General features: G+C 71.0%; 13 protein-coding genes and 1 pseudogene. 7 read left to right on the plus strand and 7 right to left on the minus strand.

Features of this window, described 5'->3' with window-relative positions; genetic code table 11:
* Positions 1 to 64: 64 nt before the first annotated feature.
* The 4 genes from BGP03_RS33075 to BGP03_RS33090 form a co-directional block, all read right to left on the minus strand.
* Complete coding sequence (locus BGP03_RS33075; RefSeq protein ID WP_296370387.1) at positions 65 to 1,495, minus strand: hypothetical protein; 1,431 nt, start codon at positions 1,493 to 1,495, stop codon at positions 65 to 67.
* Between the two features lie 49 nt (positions 1,496 to 1,544).
* Positions 1,545 to 1,964 (minus strand): PEP-utilizing enzyme, encoded by a 420-nt coding sequence (locus BGP03_RS33080; protein ID WP_296370389.1) that lies wholly within the window; start codon positions 1,962 to 1,964, stop codon positions 1,545 to 1,547.
* 798 nt (positions 1,965 to 2,762) lie between these two features.
* Complete coding sequence (locus BGP03_RS33085; RefSeq protein WP_298796206.1) at positions 2,763 to 3,929, minus strand: MFS transporter; 1,167 nt, start codon at positions 3,927 to 3,929, stop codon at positions 2,763 to 2,765.
* Positions 3,926 to 4,816 carry a helix-turn-helix domain-containing protein gene (locus BGP03_RS33090; protein ID WP_298796204.1) on the minus strand — a complete coding sequence of 297 codons (891 nt, stop codon included), beginning with the start codon at positions 4,814 to 4,816 and terminating at the stop codon, positions 3,926 to 3,928. The genes BGP03_RS33085 and BGP03_RS33090 overlap by 4 nt, the downstream gene beginning before the upstream one ends.
* A gap of 211 nt (positions 4,817 to 5,027) precedes the next feature.
* On the opposite strand from BGP03_RS33090, the pseudogene BGP03_RS33095 reads away from it, so the two are divergent.
* The 6 genes and pseudogenes from BGP03_RS33095 to BGP03_RS33120 all read left to right on the plus strand — a co-directional run bounded on the left by BGP03_RS33095 (position 5,028) and on the right by BGP03_RS33120 (position 11,890).
* A pseudogene (locus BGP03_RS33095) lies at positions 5,028 to 7,291 on the plus strand (CoA transferase).
* A 15-nt stretch (positions 7,292 to 7,306) separates the two neighbouring features.
* Entirely contained in the window at positions 7,307 to 8,128 is an 822-nt protein-coding gene (locus BGP03_RS33100; RefSeq protein WP_298796199.1) for an enoyl-CoA hydratase-related protein, read from the plus strand.
* Positions 8,125 to 9,294 (plus strand): thiolase family protein, encoded by a 1,170-nt coding sequence (locus tag BGP03_RS33105; protein ID WP_298796196.1) that lies wholly within the window; start codon positions 8,125 to 8,127, stop codon positions 9,292 to 9,294. The genes BGP03_RS33100 and BGP03_RS33105 overlap by 4 nt, the downstream gene beginning before the upstream one ends.
* Complete coding sequence (locus BGP03_RS33110; protein WP_298796194.1) at positions 9,291 to 9,692, plus strand: OB-fold domain-containing protein; 402 nt, start codon at positions 9,291 to 9,293, stop codon at positions 9,690 to 9,692. The genes BGP03_RS33105 and BGP03_RS33110 overlap by 4 nt, the downstream gene beginning before the upstream one ends.
* Positions 9,689 to 10,891: a CoA transferase gene (locus tag BGP03_RS33115; RefSeq protein ID WP_298796192.1), complete on the plus strand. Its 1,203-nt coding sequence runs from the start codon at positions 9,689 to 9,691 to the stop codon at positions 10,889 to 10,891. The genes BGP03_RS33110 and BGP03_RS33115 overlap by 4 nt, the downstream gene beginning before the upstream one ends.
* Positions 10,892 to 10,990: 99 nt before the next feature.
* On the plus strand, positions 10,991 to 11,890 hold the full coding sequence (locus BGP03_RS33120) for a LysR substrate-binding domain-containing protein (RefSeq protein WP_298796190.1): 900 nt from the start codon (positions 10,991 to 10,993) through the stop codon (positions 11,888 to 11,890).
* A gap of 153 nt (positions 11,891 to 12,043) precedes the next feature.
* Here the strand turns inward: BGP03_RS33120 and BGP03_RS33125 are convergent, their stop codons facing one another.
* Entirely contained in the window at positions 12,044 to 13,696 is a 1,653-nt protein-coding gene (locus BGP03_RS33125) for a helix-turn-helix domain-containing protein (RefSeq protein ID WP_298796188.1), read from the minus strand.
* A 263-nt stretch (positions 13,697 to 13,959) separates the two neighbouring features.
* On the opposite strand from BGP03_RS33125, the gene BGP03_RS33130 reads away from it, so the two are divergent.
* Positions 13,960 to 14,796: a mycofactocin-coupled SDR family oxidoreductase gene (locus tag BGP03_RS33130; RefSeq protein WP_298796186.1), complete on the plus strand. Its 837-nt coding sequence runs from the start codon at positions 13,960 to 13,962 to the stop codon at positions 14,794 to 14,796.
* Between the two features lie 91 nt (positions 14,797 to 14,887).
* Here BGP03_RS33130 and BGP03_RS33135 read toward each other — a convergent pair whose 3' ends face one another.
* Both BGP03_RS33135 and BGP03_RS33140 read right to left on the minus strand, forming a co-directional pair.
* Positions 14,888 to 15,256, minus strand: a complete 369-nt coding sequence (locus tag BGP03_RS33135) for an antibiotic biosynthesis monooxygenase (protein ID WP_298796184.1) — start codon at positions 15,254 to 15,256, stop codon at positions 14,888 to 14,890.
* A gap of 47 nt (positions 15,257 to 15,303) precedes the next feature.
* Positions 15,304 to 15,468 carry a hypothetical protein gene (locus BGP03_RS33140; protein ID WP_299738705.1) on the minus strand — a complete coding sequence of 55 codons (165 nt, stop codon included), beginning with the start codon at positions 15,466 to 15,468 and terminating at the stop codon, positions 15,304 to 15,306.
* Between the last annotated feature and the right edge of the window lie 81 nt (positions 15,469 to 15,549).

Genomic DNA, 15,549 nt, shown 5'->3' on the forward strand with positions numbered 1-15,549 from the left:
GGGCGGCGCGGCGCGATGGCCGCGCCGCCCGGTGGGTCGGCTCGTCGGGTCGGTCAGGAACGGGTCAGAGGACCCGGCCCTTCGAGCTGCGCAGATCCGCCTTGTCCGAGAACGGCAGGTACCCGGCACCCGAGAAGATCTTGCTGGGCACGGTCTCCTGCGCGAAGCCGCGCTTGGTGATGTCGTAGTAGTAGTTCGCGACCCGCTGGTCGATCTCCCACAGGTCGTAGTCGACGCAGGCCTTCTCGTACGTGCCGGCCTTGCGCAGGTGCGGGAGGATCATGTCGATGTAGTAGACGTACTGGCCGTTCCAGATGAGGTCGCGCCGGCACATCTTCGACGTCTTCGTGTAGAGCTTCAGCGTCGCCTGCTGGACCCGGCCGAGGTGCTCGGCGAGGTCGTCGATCTTGATCGGGTACACCTCGCCCATGGGGGTGTCCCACTTCTCGCGGGCGAACACCGCCCCACCGATGATCGCCTGGACGTAGTTCTTCGGGCGGGTGAAGGTGGTGGAGATGTCGTTGACCCGGATCTCCTGCAGGCCCATCTGCTCCGGGTCGATGATCATCGCGAGCGTGTAGGAGTACGGCAGCTTGGCGTCCGCGCTGACGTCCGACCAGTGGTAGATCTCCTCGTTGACGAAGAGGTCGCGCAGGATCAGCAGGTTCCCGTCCGGCAACTCGTACGGGCCGGTGTCGCCCAGGCCCAGCCGGTTGTCGTAGTGGTGCAGGAACGCCAACAGCTCGGTGGCCGCGTTGAACTGCGTGAACGCGTGGTGCTTGGGGCTGTCCGCCTCGAGGGGCTCGACCTGCGCGACCAGCTGCTGAAGGAAGTCGTCCTCGTGGATCTGGCAGCGGTAGCGGTCCTGCGAGTTGAGGATGTAGCCGTCCTGCCGCTTGCCCCACAGGATCCGCTGCATGAACTTGAGGATCTCGTTGGACTCGGCCACGTAGTCGTCCGGGCCGATCACCTCGAGAGCGAGCAGGCCGCACCGGCCCATGCCGAACCCGACCGCGCCGATGCACCAGTCATGCACAGAGTTGATCTTGGTGCCGATCTCCCTGCGTGCGCTCGCCCCGATGTCCAGCAGGCCCTGGGCGCCGACCTCGTTGGTCGTCATGCGCAGGATCTCCGGCCAGCGATAGAACTCGTGCATGAAGGCCAGGATCTCGTACTCCTGGCGCGGGATCATGCCGCTGACGCCCTCCGTGGCGCGCATGACGAGCACGTCCCAGATGTTCCACGCCAGGTAGTTGTTGAGGTCGTTGAGCTCGGGGATCGTGAACTGGTCCTTGAGGACGTCCTCCTTCGACACCTTCTCCAGAACGCCCGACTGGGCGCGCTCCTTGAGCATCTTGTCGCCCTTGATGCCGTCGGTGACCGGTTCGAGACCGACGAAGTTGCCGGTGTAGGTGAGGTCCTGGAAGCGGAGGCCGTCGTCGCCGGGCTCGTACCGCTGCTTGTACGTCGCGCGCTTGCCGTCGGTCGTCGTCACTGCTGTGTACTCCTGTCCGTGAGGCGGGGTTCGGGTGCTCGGTGCGGGATCAGTCGAGGGCGACGATGCGGCCGACCTCGTCGTCGGTGCAGTCGAGCCGGACCTTCTTCCCGTCGAGTTGCTCCGCGATCTCCACGAAATGCGACTCCGGCGTGGCGCCGACCGAGTACCGGGAGTCGCTGGAGGTGAGATACGCGGTCATCACGCACGGCGTCTGGAACTCGCGCGACAGGATCCCCAGGTGCGACTCCGGCGCGCCCGACATCGTGATCACACCGATCGCGCCCATGCTGAGCGCCGGCGCGAGGAAGGTCGTCGTCCCGCCGCGGACCAGCAGGATGTGCTCCTGGAGCTTCCCGGACTGGATCAGGGTGATGACATCCGCAGGAGAGGACAGGTACTTCACCGTCCCGCTGGGGGACTTCTTCGTGTCGAAGACGTTGTAGCCCTCGGCCAGAACGTCGGCCATACCGGTTCCTCCTTGAACGTGATGGATCACTGCCGCCCGCTCCGGTGGCCCCGGAAGCGGGACCGACCGTGGCGTTACCGCCGTCACAGTGCCCTGCGTCACCATTCGTAGCCGATGGGTCGTGCAGATAGAAGATCGTGGTCTCGTTGTCCAGCTGAGACAGGGCACTGCTGAAGGGCCCTGCCTGCCGAATCCCGTCCCAGGTCCGGGCGAACACGTTGACAGATCGCCGTCCGTTCACGGGAGCGGCGCGCGACAGGCCCGGGAGCAACGCAGCGTGAGACCTTGCGGACTCCGGCCAGCGCACACCGTCTGTCGACCATCACCGACGACCAGACGCTCGCGATCGTGCCGGCCCGTAGCCGCGACCGACGGCGCCGTCTCGGCGTCGCGTGCGGCCGTGGCGGGAACGGTCCGCCGGGTGCCGCTGCGATTCGCCGCACGCTCGAAGTGGCGGCCGACACCCTCGACTCCGGCGCCGTCTGACGGCGAGTCAAGTGCGCCGTGGTCCCATACTGATCCCAAGAAGATCAACTATGGCGCTCATCCGTGATCCGGTCGTCGTGACAGCAAGATCTTCAGAGCCCGACGTTTCCGCAGTTCAGAATGCAGAACGGGCGGCTCCCCCGTCGAAGGGAACCGCCCGTTCCGGCCGTCGGGACGACAGGATGTGAACCTGCGCCCCCTTGACCCCCAGGCTCGGCTGGCACCTTTGTCCTCGTCCGACACCGTCGCTGACGTGGGGAAGCAGACTCCGGCGTACGGGGCCACATCGACCAGCGGTCCGCACCGTTGCTGTCATCCGTCGCTGTCGGCCACCACGTCTCCATCGCGGTGCGGCCTGCCGTGGAGAGATCGCGAGTAGGCCGCCACACACGCCCACGACAGCACCGCAACGGCGAGGAAGCATCGGTACACGCCCGGATAGCCGATGCCGGCCGCACCCGACGCGGCGGCGACCGGAGCCAGCAGGCCCGCGAGCCCCCAGCCGGTGAAGACCAGTCCGTAGGCCGTGCCGAACCGCTCCCGCGGCACCACGTCCGCCGTCGCCGCGGGGACCAACGCCGACAGCGCGCCGTACTGCGTCCCGAGCAGGAGCAACGCGACGAGCGCGACCGGACCGCCCGATCCCGCAGCCAGGGGGAGGCACGCGAGGAGCAGCACCGCGCAGTTGCCGTGCAACGCCGCCGAGCGGCCCACCCGGTCCGACAGGGGCCCGGCGACGAGCCGCCCGACGACGTTGCCGACGGCGAGCACTCCCACAGCCACCGCCACGGCGTCCGGGCTTCCCGCCAGTGCCCCGGCCTGCGCGAAGGCCGCGAGAGCCGGGGCCGCGCCCAGTCCGAAGGCCGCCCAGAGTGCGACGACGGCCCGACCCGGGCGACCGCGACTCCGGCGGGCCCGCGGATGCGGGTCGGATGGCTCTCCGGGAACGAGCGCCGCCGCCACCGCGAGCACGCCACCCATCACGCCGGCCACCAGCACGAAGGTCCAGGCCCGGCCGACCGCCCCGAGCAGGGCCGCGGCCACGGGGGCGAGGACCGCCGTGCCCAGCGCGTAGGCGCTCACCACCAGACCCATCGCGAGACCGCGCCGCGACGCCACGGTGCCCGCCACCCGCACCGCCGTCGCGTAGCCGAGCCCGGTCGAGCCGCCGAGCACGACGCCGAAGGCCAGGACCAGCGCGAGCACGGACGTCGCGGCCGCGCAGCCGAGCAGGCCGGCCACCGTGCCCACCAGGGTGACCAGCGCCAGCCTCCGGGCCGCGACCAGGTCGGCGAGCCGCCCGCCGACGAGCACCCCGACCATGAAGGCCGCCAGGCCGACCGAGAAGACACCCGCCAGGAGCGTGTCGCCGGCTCCGAGATCCCGGCGCAGCGAGCCGGTGAAGACGTCCCATGCGAACAACGGGCTCACGGCCAGGTCGAGCAGCACCGCCCCGGCGACGGCGCGTCGCCCGCTCACGGCGTCGTCGGCAGGCCCGCCCCCGTCGAGCCGGTGTGCTCGACCATCCCGAGGGCGAGCCGCACGTAGCGCCAGGCCACGTCCTCCGGCGCCAGCGGACCGGCGGGCCGGTACCACTCGGCGATGGACTTGCACATCGTCACGACAGCGCGGGACGCCTCGCGGGCGAACGGGGTGCGGAAGCGCCCGCTCTCCACCCCGGCCGCCACCTCGGCGTCGACGAGGCGCTGCTGCACCTGTCGACGTGCGGTCATCGCGGAGCGCGCGGCGGGGTCGAGGCTGCGCATCTCGCTCGCCGCGAGGAACCCGATCTCGCGGCGGTGGGTGTGGAACAGCGCCATCGTCTCGACGAGGAAGCAGAACCGCTCGACCTCGTCGCCCCCTGCGGCCACGGCGGCACGACAGCGCCACAGCAGGTCGTCCATCCCGAGATCGAGGATGCGCTGCAGCATGACCTGCTTGCTGGCGTGGTAGTGGTAGATCCCCGACACCGACAGGCCCGACTCCGCGGCCACGTCCCGGACCGATGCCCCGTGGTACCCGGTGCGCAGGAACACGGCCGTGGCGGCCTCGAGCACCGGGTCGACGTACAGCGGCCGGTAGTGCCGCCAGTCACCGTCGCCGACGTCCACCCGTGGCGCGGTGACCGGCGGCTCCTCGGCCGCCAGGATGTCCTCCATGGACCGGCCCAGTGCGGCCGCGATGCGGCCCAGCCGGACCACGCTCATCCGGGTCTTCCCCGTCTCCAGCTCACTCAGCGTGGCGGGGCCGACCCCGACCGACCGGGCGAGCGCGCGGAGGCTGAGGCCCGCCGACTCCCGCGCGGCACGCACGCGGCGCCCGACGGCTGCGTTCCCCACGTCCGGGTTCCCGACATCCAGGTCCACAGTGGTCACGCTATCCGAACGCGCTCGGCCCACCGTGACCTCGTTCTCGCACTTCTCGGTCGTGTGGGCGATCCCGGCGGCATGCCCATAGCTGTCCTCCATGTGTTCGGTTTTCCCGAACAGCTGTCGCGCATCGAGGGACGGAGCAGACCTTGACACGCCGAACGTGACGTGCGAACGATCGCACGGTTCATGCCCAGGACGGAGCTGAGTGAGCGACACCGGGAAGGCCCCGCTGCACGGGGTCCGCGTGCTGGAGATCGGCACCCACCGCGCGGGTGCGTTCGCCGCCGCGATCCTGGCCGACCTCGGTGCGGACGTCGTCAAGGTCGAGTCCGGCGGAGAGCCGGACGACGCCGCACGGCTGGCGTTCGACCGGGGCAAGCGCTCGGTGTCGGCCGACCCCGGGGCCGGTGCCCTCGCACGCCTGGTGGGCTGGTCCGACGTCGTCGTCGACGAGGACGGCTCCTGGCGCTGCGCCGGCCCGGAACGCGCCGTCCTGCAGCAGGTCGTCCACTGCACGATCAGCCCCTTCGGCGACGCCGGGAGCCGGCCCGTCGCCGATCCGGGGTCGGAGGACCTGCTCGTGCAGGCCCTGTCCGGAAACATGGACCTCACCGGGTTCGAGGGGGGCCCACCCAGCGAGTCCGGCATCCCGGTCGCCGACCTCGGCACCGGGGTCTTCGCGGTGGTCGGCATCCTGGCCGGGCTGGTGGCCGGCGGCCCCCGCCGCGTCGAGGTCGCGAAGATCGACGTGGCGGTCGCCCTGCTCAGCTACATGGCGGTGGGGTACTTCGCCGACGGTGAGGTGCCGTCCCGGGTCGGCACCGGCCATTCCACGATCTTCCCCTACAACTCGTTCGAGGCGGCCGACGGCGAGGTCGTCGTGGCGCCGTTCACCTCACAGTTCTGGCGCAACTTCGCCACGGCCGCCGGCCGCGAGGACCTCGCCCGCGACGACCGGTACCACAGCTTCTCGCGCCGGCTACGGGCCAGGCAGGAGCTCCTGGCGGAGTTCGTGCCGATCCTGCGCGAACGCACGGTCGACGAGTGGGTCGCGATCTTCGCCGCCGCGGACGTGCCGGCCGGCCCGGTGCTCACCCTGGAGGGTGCGGTGACGCTTCCGCACACGGTCGCGCGGGGGATGACGCCGACGCTGACCGCCCCGGACGGCACCACCCTGCGCACCGTCGGCTCACCGTTCCGGTTCCGCGCCCCGGACGGCGCCACCTTCCGGCCGAAGCCCGGCGAGGTGCGCGGGGCGGGAGCGGACACAGCGGAGGTACTCGCCGGCCTGGACACCCGCGACCGCCGGCCTGCGACCCCTGCTCCCCCGCTGGCCGGCATCCGGGTGATCGACCTGACGAGGATGTTCGCCGGGCCGTGCGCCACCGAGGTGCTGGCGGACCTGGGCGCCGACGTCGTGAAGGTCGAGGAGCCTCGCATCGGCGACCCGACACGCCGCAACCTGCCGATGTGGGGGGAGGAGAGCGCGTACTTCATGTCGCTCAACCGCGGCAAGCGCAGCGTCGCGCTCGACCTCAGCGCGCAGAGGGCCGCGCCGTCCTGCTCGAGCTGATCGACGGCGCCGACGTCCTCGTGGAGAACTTCCGGCCGGGTGTCATGGCCCGGCTCGGGCTCGACCACGAGACCCTCGCCGTGCGCCGCCCGGGGCTCGTCTTCTGCTCCCTGTCGGGGTTCGGGGCCACCGGCCCGTTGCAGGACAAGATCTCCTTCGACCTGGTCAACCAGGCCATGGCCGGGATGATCGAGCTCACCGGCGACACCGACGAGCGGCCCGTCCGGATCGGTGTCCCCATCGGGGACGTGGCCGGCGGGCTGTACCTCGCCGTCGCGGTGCTGGCCGGACTGGCCGGACGCAGACGGGACGGGCAGGGCTGCTGGGTGGACCTGGCGCTGCACGACGTCCTCATCGGGCTGCTCTCCGACGTCGCACAGCGGCACTTCCTCGGCGAGGCGGACACCACCCGGACCGGGAGCAGGGCCCGGGACGCCGCGCCGTAGGGCCGGTACCGCGCCCCGGACGGCTGGCTGGTGCTCTCGGCGGTGCGCGAGGAGCGCTGGGCCGCCCTGACCGCGGTGCTCGGGATTCCGCCGGACGACCGGTTCGCCGACGCGCACCTGCGCAAGCAGAACGAGGCCGCGCTCGACGCTGTGCTCACCGAGCGGCTCGCCGGCGCGGACGTCGCGTCCTGGGTCCGCGACCTCACCGCCGCGGGCGTCCCCGCGGCCCCGGTCAACTCGCTCAAGGTCGCGCTGGAGTCCCCCCTCGTGACGGGCCGTGGCCTCGTCTACGAGTCCGTCCATCCCACCGTCGGCCGGGTCCGCAACCTGGCCTCCCCGCTGCTCGTCGACGGCGACCGGCCAGGTACCGGAGCGTTGTCCCCGGTGCTCGGTGCCGACACCGACGACGTGCTCGGCGAGCTGGGCCGCGACGAGCGGCAGAGGGCGTGACCCGGAGTGCCTGACATGGACCTGAAGGTCACGACCGTCGACGTCTCCGACACCGGCGTCGCCACGGTCACGCTGAACCGACCGGACCGCGGCAACTCGTGGACCGGGCGCATGCACGCGGAGTACCGCTGGATCATGGCCGAGCTGGAGCGCGACGAGCGCGTGCGCGTGGCCGTCCTGACCGGCGCCGGCCGGGCGTTCTGCGTCGGCGCGGACACCCAGGCGCTGAGCTCCTACGTCGGCGGCGACGGTTACGACGGCGGCCTGCGCGAGGAGGTCGCGAACCCCGGATACGGCGTGCGACCGGAGTTCGACGCCGACGTCAGCTGGCAGCTGGGGCTGCGCTTCCCTCTGATCTGCGCCGTCAACGGAGCCTGTGCCGGGGTCGCGCTGGCGATGGCGGCCTACTCCGACATCCGGTTCGGCATGCTCGACGCCAAGATCACCACCGCCACGGCGAAGTTGGCCATGCCCGTCGAGTACGGGCTGTCGTGGATCCTGCCGCGGCTGATCGGGCTGACCAACGCCGCCGACGTCCTGCTGTCCGGCCGGATCGTGGCGGCCCAGGAGCTCGGAGCGATGGGCTTCTTCACCAAGGTCCTCGGTCCCGACGAGTTCGACGGCGCGGTCAGCGAGTACGCCGAGATGCTGGCGGCGCTGTCCCCCAACGCCCTCACCACCACCAAGCGCCAGCTCTACGACGACCTGCTGGCGTCGAGCCCCGCGGCCTCGGTGGACCGGAGCAAGGAACTGATCGGAGAGCTGATGCGCCACCCCGACTACGGCGAGGGCGTCCGGGCCCCGATCGAGAAGCGCTCCCCGAGGTTCGGCCGATGAGCCCCCCACCTTCAATCGTCGGCGTGGCCGAGCTGGCGCCCGCGCGCGACACCGGCGACGAGACCGACCTGACGCTGTCCGCGGCGGTCGCGGTCGAGGCCCTCGCCGACGCCGGCCTCGGCCCCGAGCACGTCGACGGCCTGCTGACCCACCCGATGGACACGGCCAGCCGCCTGATCCCCTCCACCGTCGGCGAGTACCTCGGCCTGCGCCTGGGCTACGCCGACAGCGTCGACCTGGGCGGCGCCAGCGCCGTGGGCATGCTGTGGCGCGCCGCGGCCGCGATCGAGGCCGGCATGTGCTCGGTGTGCCTGTGCCTCACCGCCGTGCCCCGCACCACGTCCGGCGCCGTGGCGGGCGCCCCCACCCGGCGCACGGCCGACCTGTCGCCGTGGCGCGAGTTCGAGGTGCCCTACGGCAACATCGGGGCCACCGAGGGCTACGCCATGATCGCCATGCGCTACGAGCACCTCTACGGCGACACCGCCCGGGCCCGGGCGAAGGTCGCCGTCGCCCAGCGGGCCAACGCCGCGCACCAGCCCAAGGCGTACTTCTCCGGGCGGCCGCTGGAGATCGACGAGGTGATGACCTCCGAGCGGATCGCCGACCCGTTGCGGAAGCTCGACTGCGTCCTCCCCACCGGCGGGGCGGCCGGGGTGGTCGTCGTGCGCGGCGACCTGGTCGGGCGGTCGGCGCACCCGGGGGTGGCGATCCTCGGTGCGGGCGAGGCGATCACGCACAAGACGATCACGTACGCCCCCTCGCTGACCGACACGGCGATCCGGCAGTCAGCCGATCGGGCCTTCGCGAACGCGGGCGTCGAGCGCTCCGCGATCGGGCTGGCGTCGGTCTACGACTGCTACACCAGCACCGTCCTGCTCACGCTGGAGGACGCCGGGTTCTGCCCCAAGGGGAAGGCCGCCGCGTTCGTCGACGAGCACGACCTGACCTGGCGCGGATCGTTCCCGCTCAACACCCACGGCGGGCAGCTCTCGTTCGGCCAGTCCGACGTGGCGGGCGGGATGAGCCATGTCACCGAGGCCGTCCTGCAGCTGCAGGGCCGCGGCGGGGGGCGGCAGGTCCGCGACCTGCGCCATGCGTTCGTCCACGGCAACGGCGGGATCATGAGCGAGCAGGCCAGCGTGGTGCTCGGGGTCGTGTCATGAGCAGGCCCACCCCGCACCCCTCCCCCGTCAGCCGGCCGTTCTGGGACGCCTGCGCCCGGCACGAGCTGGTGCTCCAGCGCTGCGCCGCGTGCTCGGCGGCGGTGTTCTACCCGCGTCCGGGGTGCCCGGCCTGCGGGTCGACGCGCCTCGAGTGGGAGCCGGCGTCGGGCTCGGGCACGCTGTACAGCTACACCGTCGCCCGCCGGGCCACGCACCGGAAGCTCGCCGACCGCGTCCCGTACGTGATCGCGATCGTCGAGCTCGACGAGGGGCCGCGGCTGACGTCCACCGTCGTCGGCACCGACGTGGACGCCCTGACGATCGGCGCCCGGCTGCAGGTCGACTTCGAGGACGACGAGACCGTCAGCTTCCCGGTGTTCCGGGTGGTCGCGCCATGACGGGCCCCCAAGGGTCGCTCCCGCTGGCCGGCGTCCGAGTCCTCGACATCTCGACCGTGATCGCCGCGCCGCTCGCCGCGATGATCCTCGGGGACCTCGGAGCGGAAGTGATCAAGATCGAACATCCGCTGCACGGCGACCCGGCCCGCCACCACGGCCCCGACCGCGACGGCGTGCCGCTGTGGTGGCTGATGCTGGGGCGCAACAAGAAGAGCGTCACCCTCTACCTGGGTAGCGAGGAGGGCCAGGAGATCTTCCGCACCCTGGCCGCCACGGCCGACGTCGTCGTCGAGAACTTCCGGCCCGGCACGATGGAACGCTGGGGGCTGGGTTACGACGAGCTCGCCGCCGGCAATCCCGGGCTGGTGGTCGCGCACGTCAGCGGGTTCGGCCGCACCGGCCCGCAGCGGGACGAACCCGGCTTCGGCACGATGGGCGAGACCATGTCCGGCTTCGCCTTCCGCAACGGCGACCCGGACGCCGAGCCGCACCTGCCGCCGTTCGGCCTGGCCGACGGCGTCACCGGCATCGCCACCGCGCTCGGGATCCTCACCGCGCTCTACGAGCGATCCTCCAGCGGCAGGGGCCAGGAGGTCGACCTGTCGATCATCGAACCGCTGCTCACCCTGCTGGAACCCCAGCTGATCACCCAGGACCAGCTCGGCCGGACCCTGCAGCGCACCGGCAACCAGGCGGAGATGAACGCCCCGCGCGGCATGTACCGCACCAAGGACGACGCCTGGGTCGCGCTCTCGGCCAGCACCGCGTCCACCGCGTCGAAGGTCGTCACGCTGATGGGCGCCCCCGAGCTCGCCGAACAACCGTGGTTCGCCCACGCCAACGGCCGCCGCGCCCACACCGACGAGATCGACGCCGCGATCGTGCCCTGGTTCGCCGCCCGCACCGCGGCCGACGCGGTGGATGCCTGCCGCGCGGCCGGCGTTCCGGTGGCGCCCGTCCACTCGGCGGCCGACATCCTCACCGACCCGCAGTACGAGGCGATCGGCGCGATCGGGACCTTCGACCATCCCCAGCTCGGCCCGGTCCGCATGCCTGAGGTGATGTTCCGGCTCTCCCGCACACCCGGGGCTGTCCGCTGGCTGGGCACCGCGCTGGGCCACGACACCGACGCTCTGCTGGGGGAACTCGGCATCGCTCCCGCCACCATCGCGGAGCTCAGAGCCAAGAAGATCGTCTGACCAGGAGGCTCCCGTGCTCGACACCACCTTCTCCCGCCGCGCCGCGGAGGCCCGCGCGGAATGGACCGAATCCGTCGACAAGCGCTACAAGGGCGCTCGGTGCGGTATCGACGGCTCGTCTACTTCGTCGCCGTCGCGGAGGAACTCAGTTTCACTCGGGCCGCCGAGCGGCTCCACATGGCCCAGCCCCCGTTGAGCCAGCAGATCGCTCTGCTGGAGAAGGAGATGGATGCCACGCTGTTCGACCGGTCCCGCCGCAGCGTCCGCCTGACCGCAGCCGGCGCCGCACTGCTACCCGAGGCGCGCCGCCTTCTCACCGACCCCGACGACACGACCAGGTTGGTGCGCCGGATCGCGCAGGGTTCCGTGGGGCAGCTGTCGGTGGGTTTCGTCCCGTCGGCGATCAACGGTGTACTCGCCGACGTGATCCGGGACTTCCGAGCCGGCCACCCGGACGTCGAGATGACCCTGCGCGAGCGCGCCCCCGACGCCCTGATTCGCGCCCTGCACGATCGGAGCCTCGATGTCGCCGTCCTCTACCTTCCCATCGACGAACCCGAGCTCGCCCACCAGCGGCTTGCGTCCGAGGAACTGCTCCTCGCGCTGCCCGACCACCACCGGGCCGCGGCCAGTTCGAGCGTTGCGCTCACGGATCTCGCCGATGAGGCGTTCGTGTTGCCCGAACGACATGACGTCCCCGGCCTGCACGCCGCCATCGACGCCGCGTTCGCGGACGCCGGCGTCACCCCGCACGTCGCACAACGCGGGGTGTGGCTGATGCAGACTGTGCTCGGTCTCGTCGCGGCGGGGATCGGACTCGCCATCGTTCCCGCGTCCGTCGCCGCGCTGAACCGCGCCGGCGTCGTACTCCGCCGCCTGGAAGGGGCAGAGCAACGGGTGGATCTCGCTGTCGTGTGGCGACCCGAGAACTCCTCCGCTCCCCTTGCGAGCATGCTCGCCACCCTTCCCGCGCCTCCCGACATCGCTGCACGCACGTGACGCCCTACGGGTTACACGACAGGAATCGGTGGCGCGTAGGCCAGCGTCCACCGCACCGTCCGGCCTGGGACATGGCCGTGGGACGGGTCAGGTGATCCCGAACTCGCGCATCCTGAGGTAGAGGGTGCCCGGCCGATACCGAGCGCCGCCCACTCAGAGTCGGTACGTGCGCATCCGAGCGTAGAGGGTCGGCCGGGTGATGCCGAGCCTGCGCGCAGCTTCCGTCTTGTTCCCGGCGCTCGCCGCGAGCATCTCGGCGATCACCCCCGCCTCCGCCCGCTCCAGCGGTGAGAGACGGCGCCCCGACCGCAGATAGGGAGGCAGGTGTTCGGGGCGGATCGGACCGTGCCCCGCCGCTGCCGCCGCGGTCCGGACCTCGTGGTGCAGTTCAGCGATGTTGCCGGGCCAGTGGTGCTCGGTGAGCAGCTCGGCGACCTCCGGAAGCAGCGACGTGGACGCCGGTAGAGCCGCCTGTGCGAGCGCTGCGACGTCACCGGGCCTGGTACGCAGCGGTGCGACGTGAACGACCGGCCCACCGATGGCGGCGAGCAGACCACTGAGCCGTCCCGGCGACGTCGTGTCGGACGCGACCCACGTCGCCACCACGGGGCCCCGCCGCGACCGGTTGAGAATCGAGGTGACGCCGGCCAGGGCGTCGGGGTCGATTGTCTCGAGATGGGTCAGCAGGACCGGTGCCACCTCGTCCAGCGCACGGCCCAACCGCCGACACCACTCCCCCAGGCCCGACGCGACGATGTCCGCGGCGTCGACGACCTCGGCGCACGGGTGCCCACGGTCCGCGAGCACCCAACAGGCGACGTGGCGCTTCCCCGTCCCCGGCTCACCCCGCAGGGTGGCCGCACCACACCGTTCCACGGCATCGGCCAGCGTCTCGGTGACGTCCGGGGCCAGGGTCTCCGGTGGCCGCGCATGGTCGTCGACCACGAGAACCGCTCCCGCCACGCGATGCTGGTCCGAGATCATCCGGACCGACGCTGTGCGACCGTCGCAGCCCGGCAGGTCCACCGTCGCTCCGTCGGAGGAGTCCAGGATCCGCGACCATAGCCTGCGGTGATCGAGACGCAGCTCCGCCGCGGCATCGTTGGCGATGAGAAGGTCCCGACCCATGGTGATCACAGGCGTCGCTCGTCGAGCGGGTTCAGCGAGGAACAGGTCGAGCAGTTGCCGCTCCCGCTCCCCCGACATCGCCAGCAACTCCTCGCGGACGTCGCGCACCATCGTCCGCACCGCCGACGCGAGCAGCGGGTGCAGCTCGCCGGCTCGACAGGTGACGTTCAATGCGCCCACCGCGCGGCCAGTGATGGGGTCGTGCACCGGCGCGGCGACACAGGCGAACGGATGGAAGACCTCCTTGAAGTGCTCCTCCCCCGTGACTGTGACGATGCGATCCGCCTCCAGCGCCGTGCCGAGTCCGTTGGTACCTGCGGTCTCCTCGTCGAACCGGTAGCCCTCTAAGAGCGCGAGCTCGTCGAGCCTGCGCCGCCGCGCCGGATCCGGGCCCCAGCTCCAGAGCACACGCCCGGATCGATCGGTGACGGCCAGGCACAGTCCGCTGTCAGCCAGCTGCTCGGTGCCGGCCTCGAGCACGGGTCGCGCGGCACGGGCGAAACGGGAGTCCAGATCGACATCCTCGTGCGGAACGTCGAGACGGAGCGGGTTGACACCGCTGAGGCGGGACCGCCGCCACGAGGTGAGGATCTCCCGGCGGACGTCGACGACGTCGACAGCGCCGGCCCCGTCCGAGCCGCCGAGCTGGAACCGCTCCCAGGCGGCGCGTGCACCCATCCGCTCTCCCACCATCGTCGGTCGAAGCTCAGGCGACGGTAGCGCCGCGATCGGCCGGTGGATGTTCCGTCCTGGGACGGTTTCGGGACGTCAAGACTTTTTACGCCGTCGCGCGCCGTCTCCCCGATACCGTCCGAGAGATCGAGCCCGAGCGTCCCCGGTGAGCGGGCGACCCGCACGGGCCCGGACGCCGAACCGCCGGGCAGCCGCCCGAGCGGCGGCTCCATGTCGAGCAGCACCAGTACGGGGAGGCCTCGCAACTCATGGCAGATCTGACCGGAAAGGTCGCATTCATCACCGGCGCGGCGCGCGGACAGGGTCGCGCGCATGCGATCGAGCTGGCAAAAGCCGGCGCCGACATCATCGCCCTCGACGTCGCCGACGCCGATGCCGCCTTCGGCCTCGGCTACCCGCTCGCGACGGCGGAGGAGCTCGCCACGACGGCGAAGGAGGTCGAGGCGCTCGACCGGCGCATCGTCACGGCGGCGGTCGACGTCCGCAACGCCGAGGCGCTGACGGACGCCCTGCAGAACGGGGTCAACGAGCTCGGCAGGCTCGACATCGTCGTCGCGAACGCCGGCATCGCGCCCGGGCCCACACCGATCCAGGACACCGTTCTGGAGAATTGGCAACAGGTCCTGGACGTCAACCTGACTGGTGTTTTCAACACCTGCAAGGCCGCCATCCCGCACCTGATCCAGGCCGGTGGTGGCGCGATGGTCCTGACCAGCTCGATCGCGTCGATGTACACCCACGCCGGCCTCGGCTGCTACACCGTGGCCAAGAGCGGCGTAGTGGCTCTGATGAAGACGCTGGCCAAGGAGCTCGCCCCCCACTCGATCCGGGTGAACACGATCCACCCCTCGCAGGTGGACACCCTGATGATCATGAACGACGAGCTGTTCAGGATCTTCCGGCCGGACGTCGAGAACCCGACGAAGGCCGATTTCGAGGAGGCCTCGCAGGGGCTGCACGCGCTGCCCCTGACCGTCTTCCAGCCCCGCGACATCGCCCGGGCGGTGCTCTTCCTCGTCTCCGACGACGCGAAATACATCACCGGGGTGAGCCTGCCGCTCGACGCCGGGATGCTCGTGAAGTAGCGCGACCCCCACCCCGAGGCTCCTGAGGCGTGGCGGCAACGATCGCCGCCACGCCTCGGGAGCTCGAATCGTCGTGGCCCCGTTCCGATGCTCAGCGGGTGTCGGAGAGCGTGTAGCCGACGAAAGGTGTCATGTAGGTCGAGCCGAACCCGTCGAGGATCTCCTTCGCCGCTTCGTCCGGCCAGCCGTAGACGACGAAGGCGTTGATCGTGAGGAACCGCCCGAAGTCCTCCGCGAACTTCGAGAACGTGTCCTGGACGTGGGTGACCACTGCCGCGGAGTCGCGGTAGCTCTCGTAGATGTGAATCACGGTGTGGTCGCTGCTGATGCTGTAGTCGTAGGCGTTCGATCCCGGTTCCTCGCGAGTGGCTGCCACGAGCGGGGTCAGCATCTCGACACAGGCGTCGTAGTGCTCGGGTTCGATGGTCGCGGTCACGATCCAGTAGATCTCGTTACGCATGAAATGTCGCCTCTCGGTCGCGAGTGATGCTCTCTCGGTATCGGCCATCAGACCGCGGCAGTTTTCTGCTCGAGCCGCTGCTGAACTGCGGGGATCACACGGTCGGCGATGTACTGCACCCGCGCGGACCCGGACTCGACCGTCTCCCCAGGGAACTGCGCCCAGAAGTGGAAGTCCTTGATCTGCGGGTGCCGTTCGGCCAGCGCGGTCATCTCCGCCACACCCTTGAACCGTCCTGGGTTCGCGAGAGGCTGAGGTTCAGGCCACCTCGCCCCGTTGGGCGATCGTGTCAG

The organism is Pseudonocardia sp. 73-21 (assembly GCF_001899645.1).
Taxonomy (GTDB): Bacteria; Actinomycetota; Actinomycetes; order Mycobacteriales; family Pseudonocardiaceae; genus Pseudonocardia.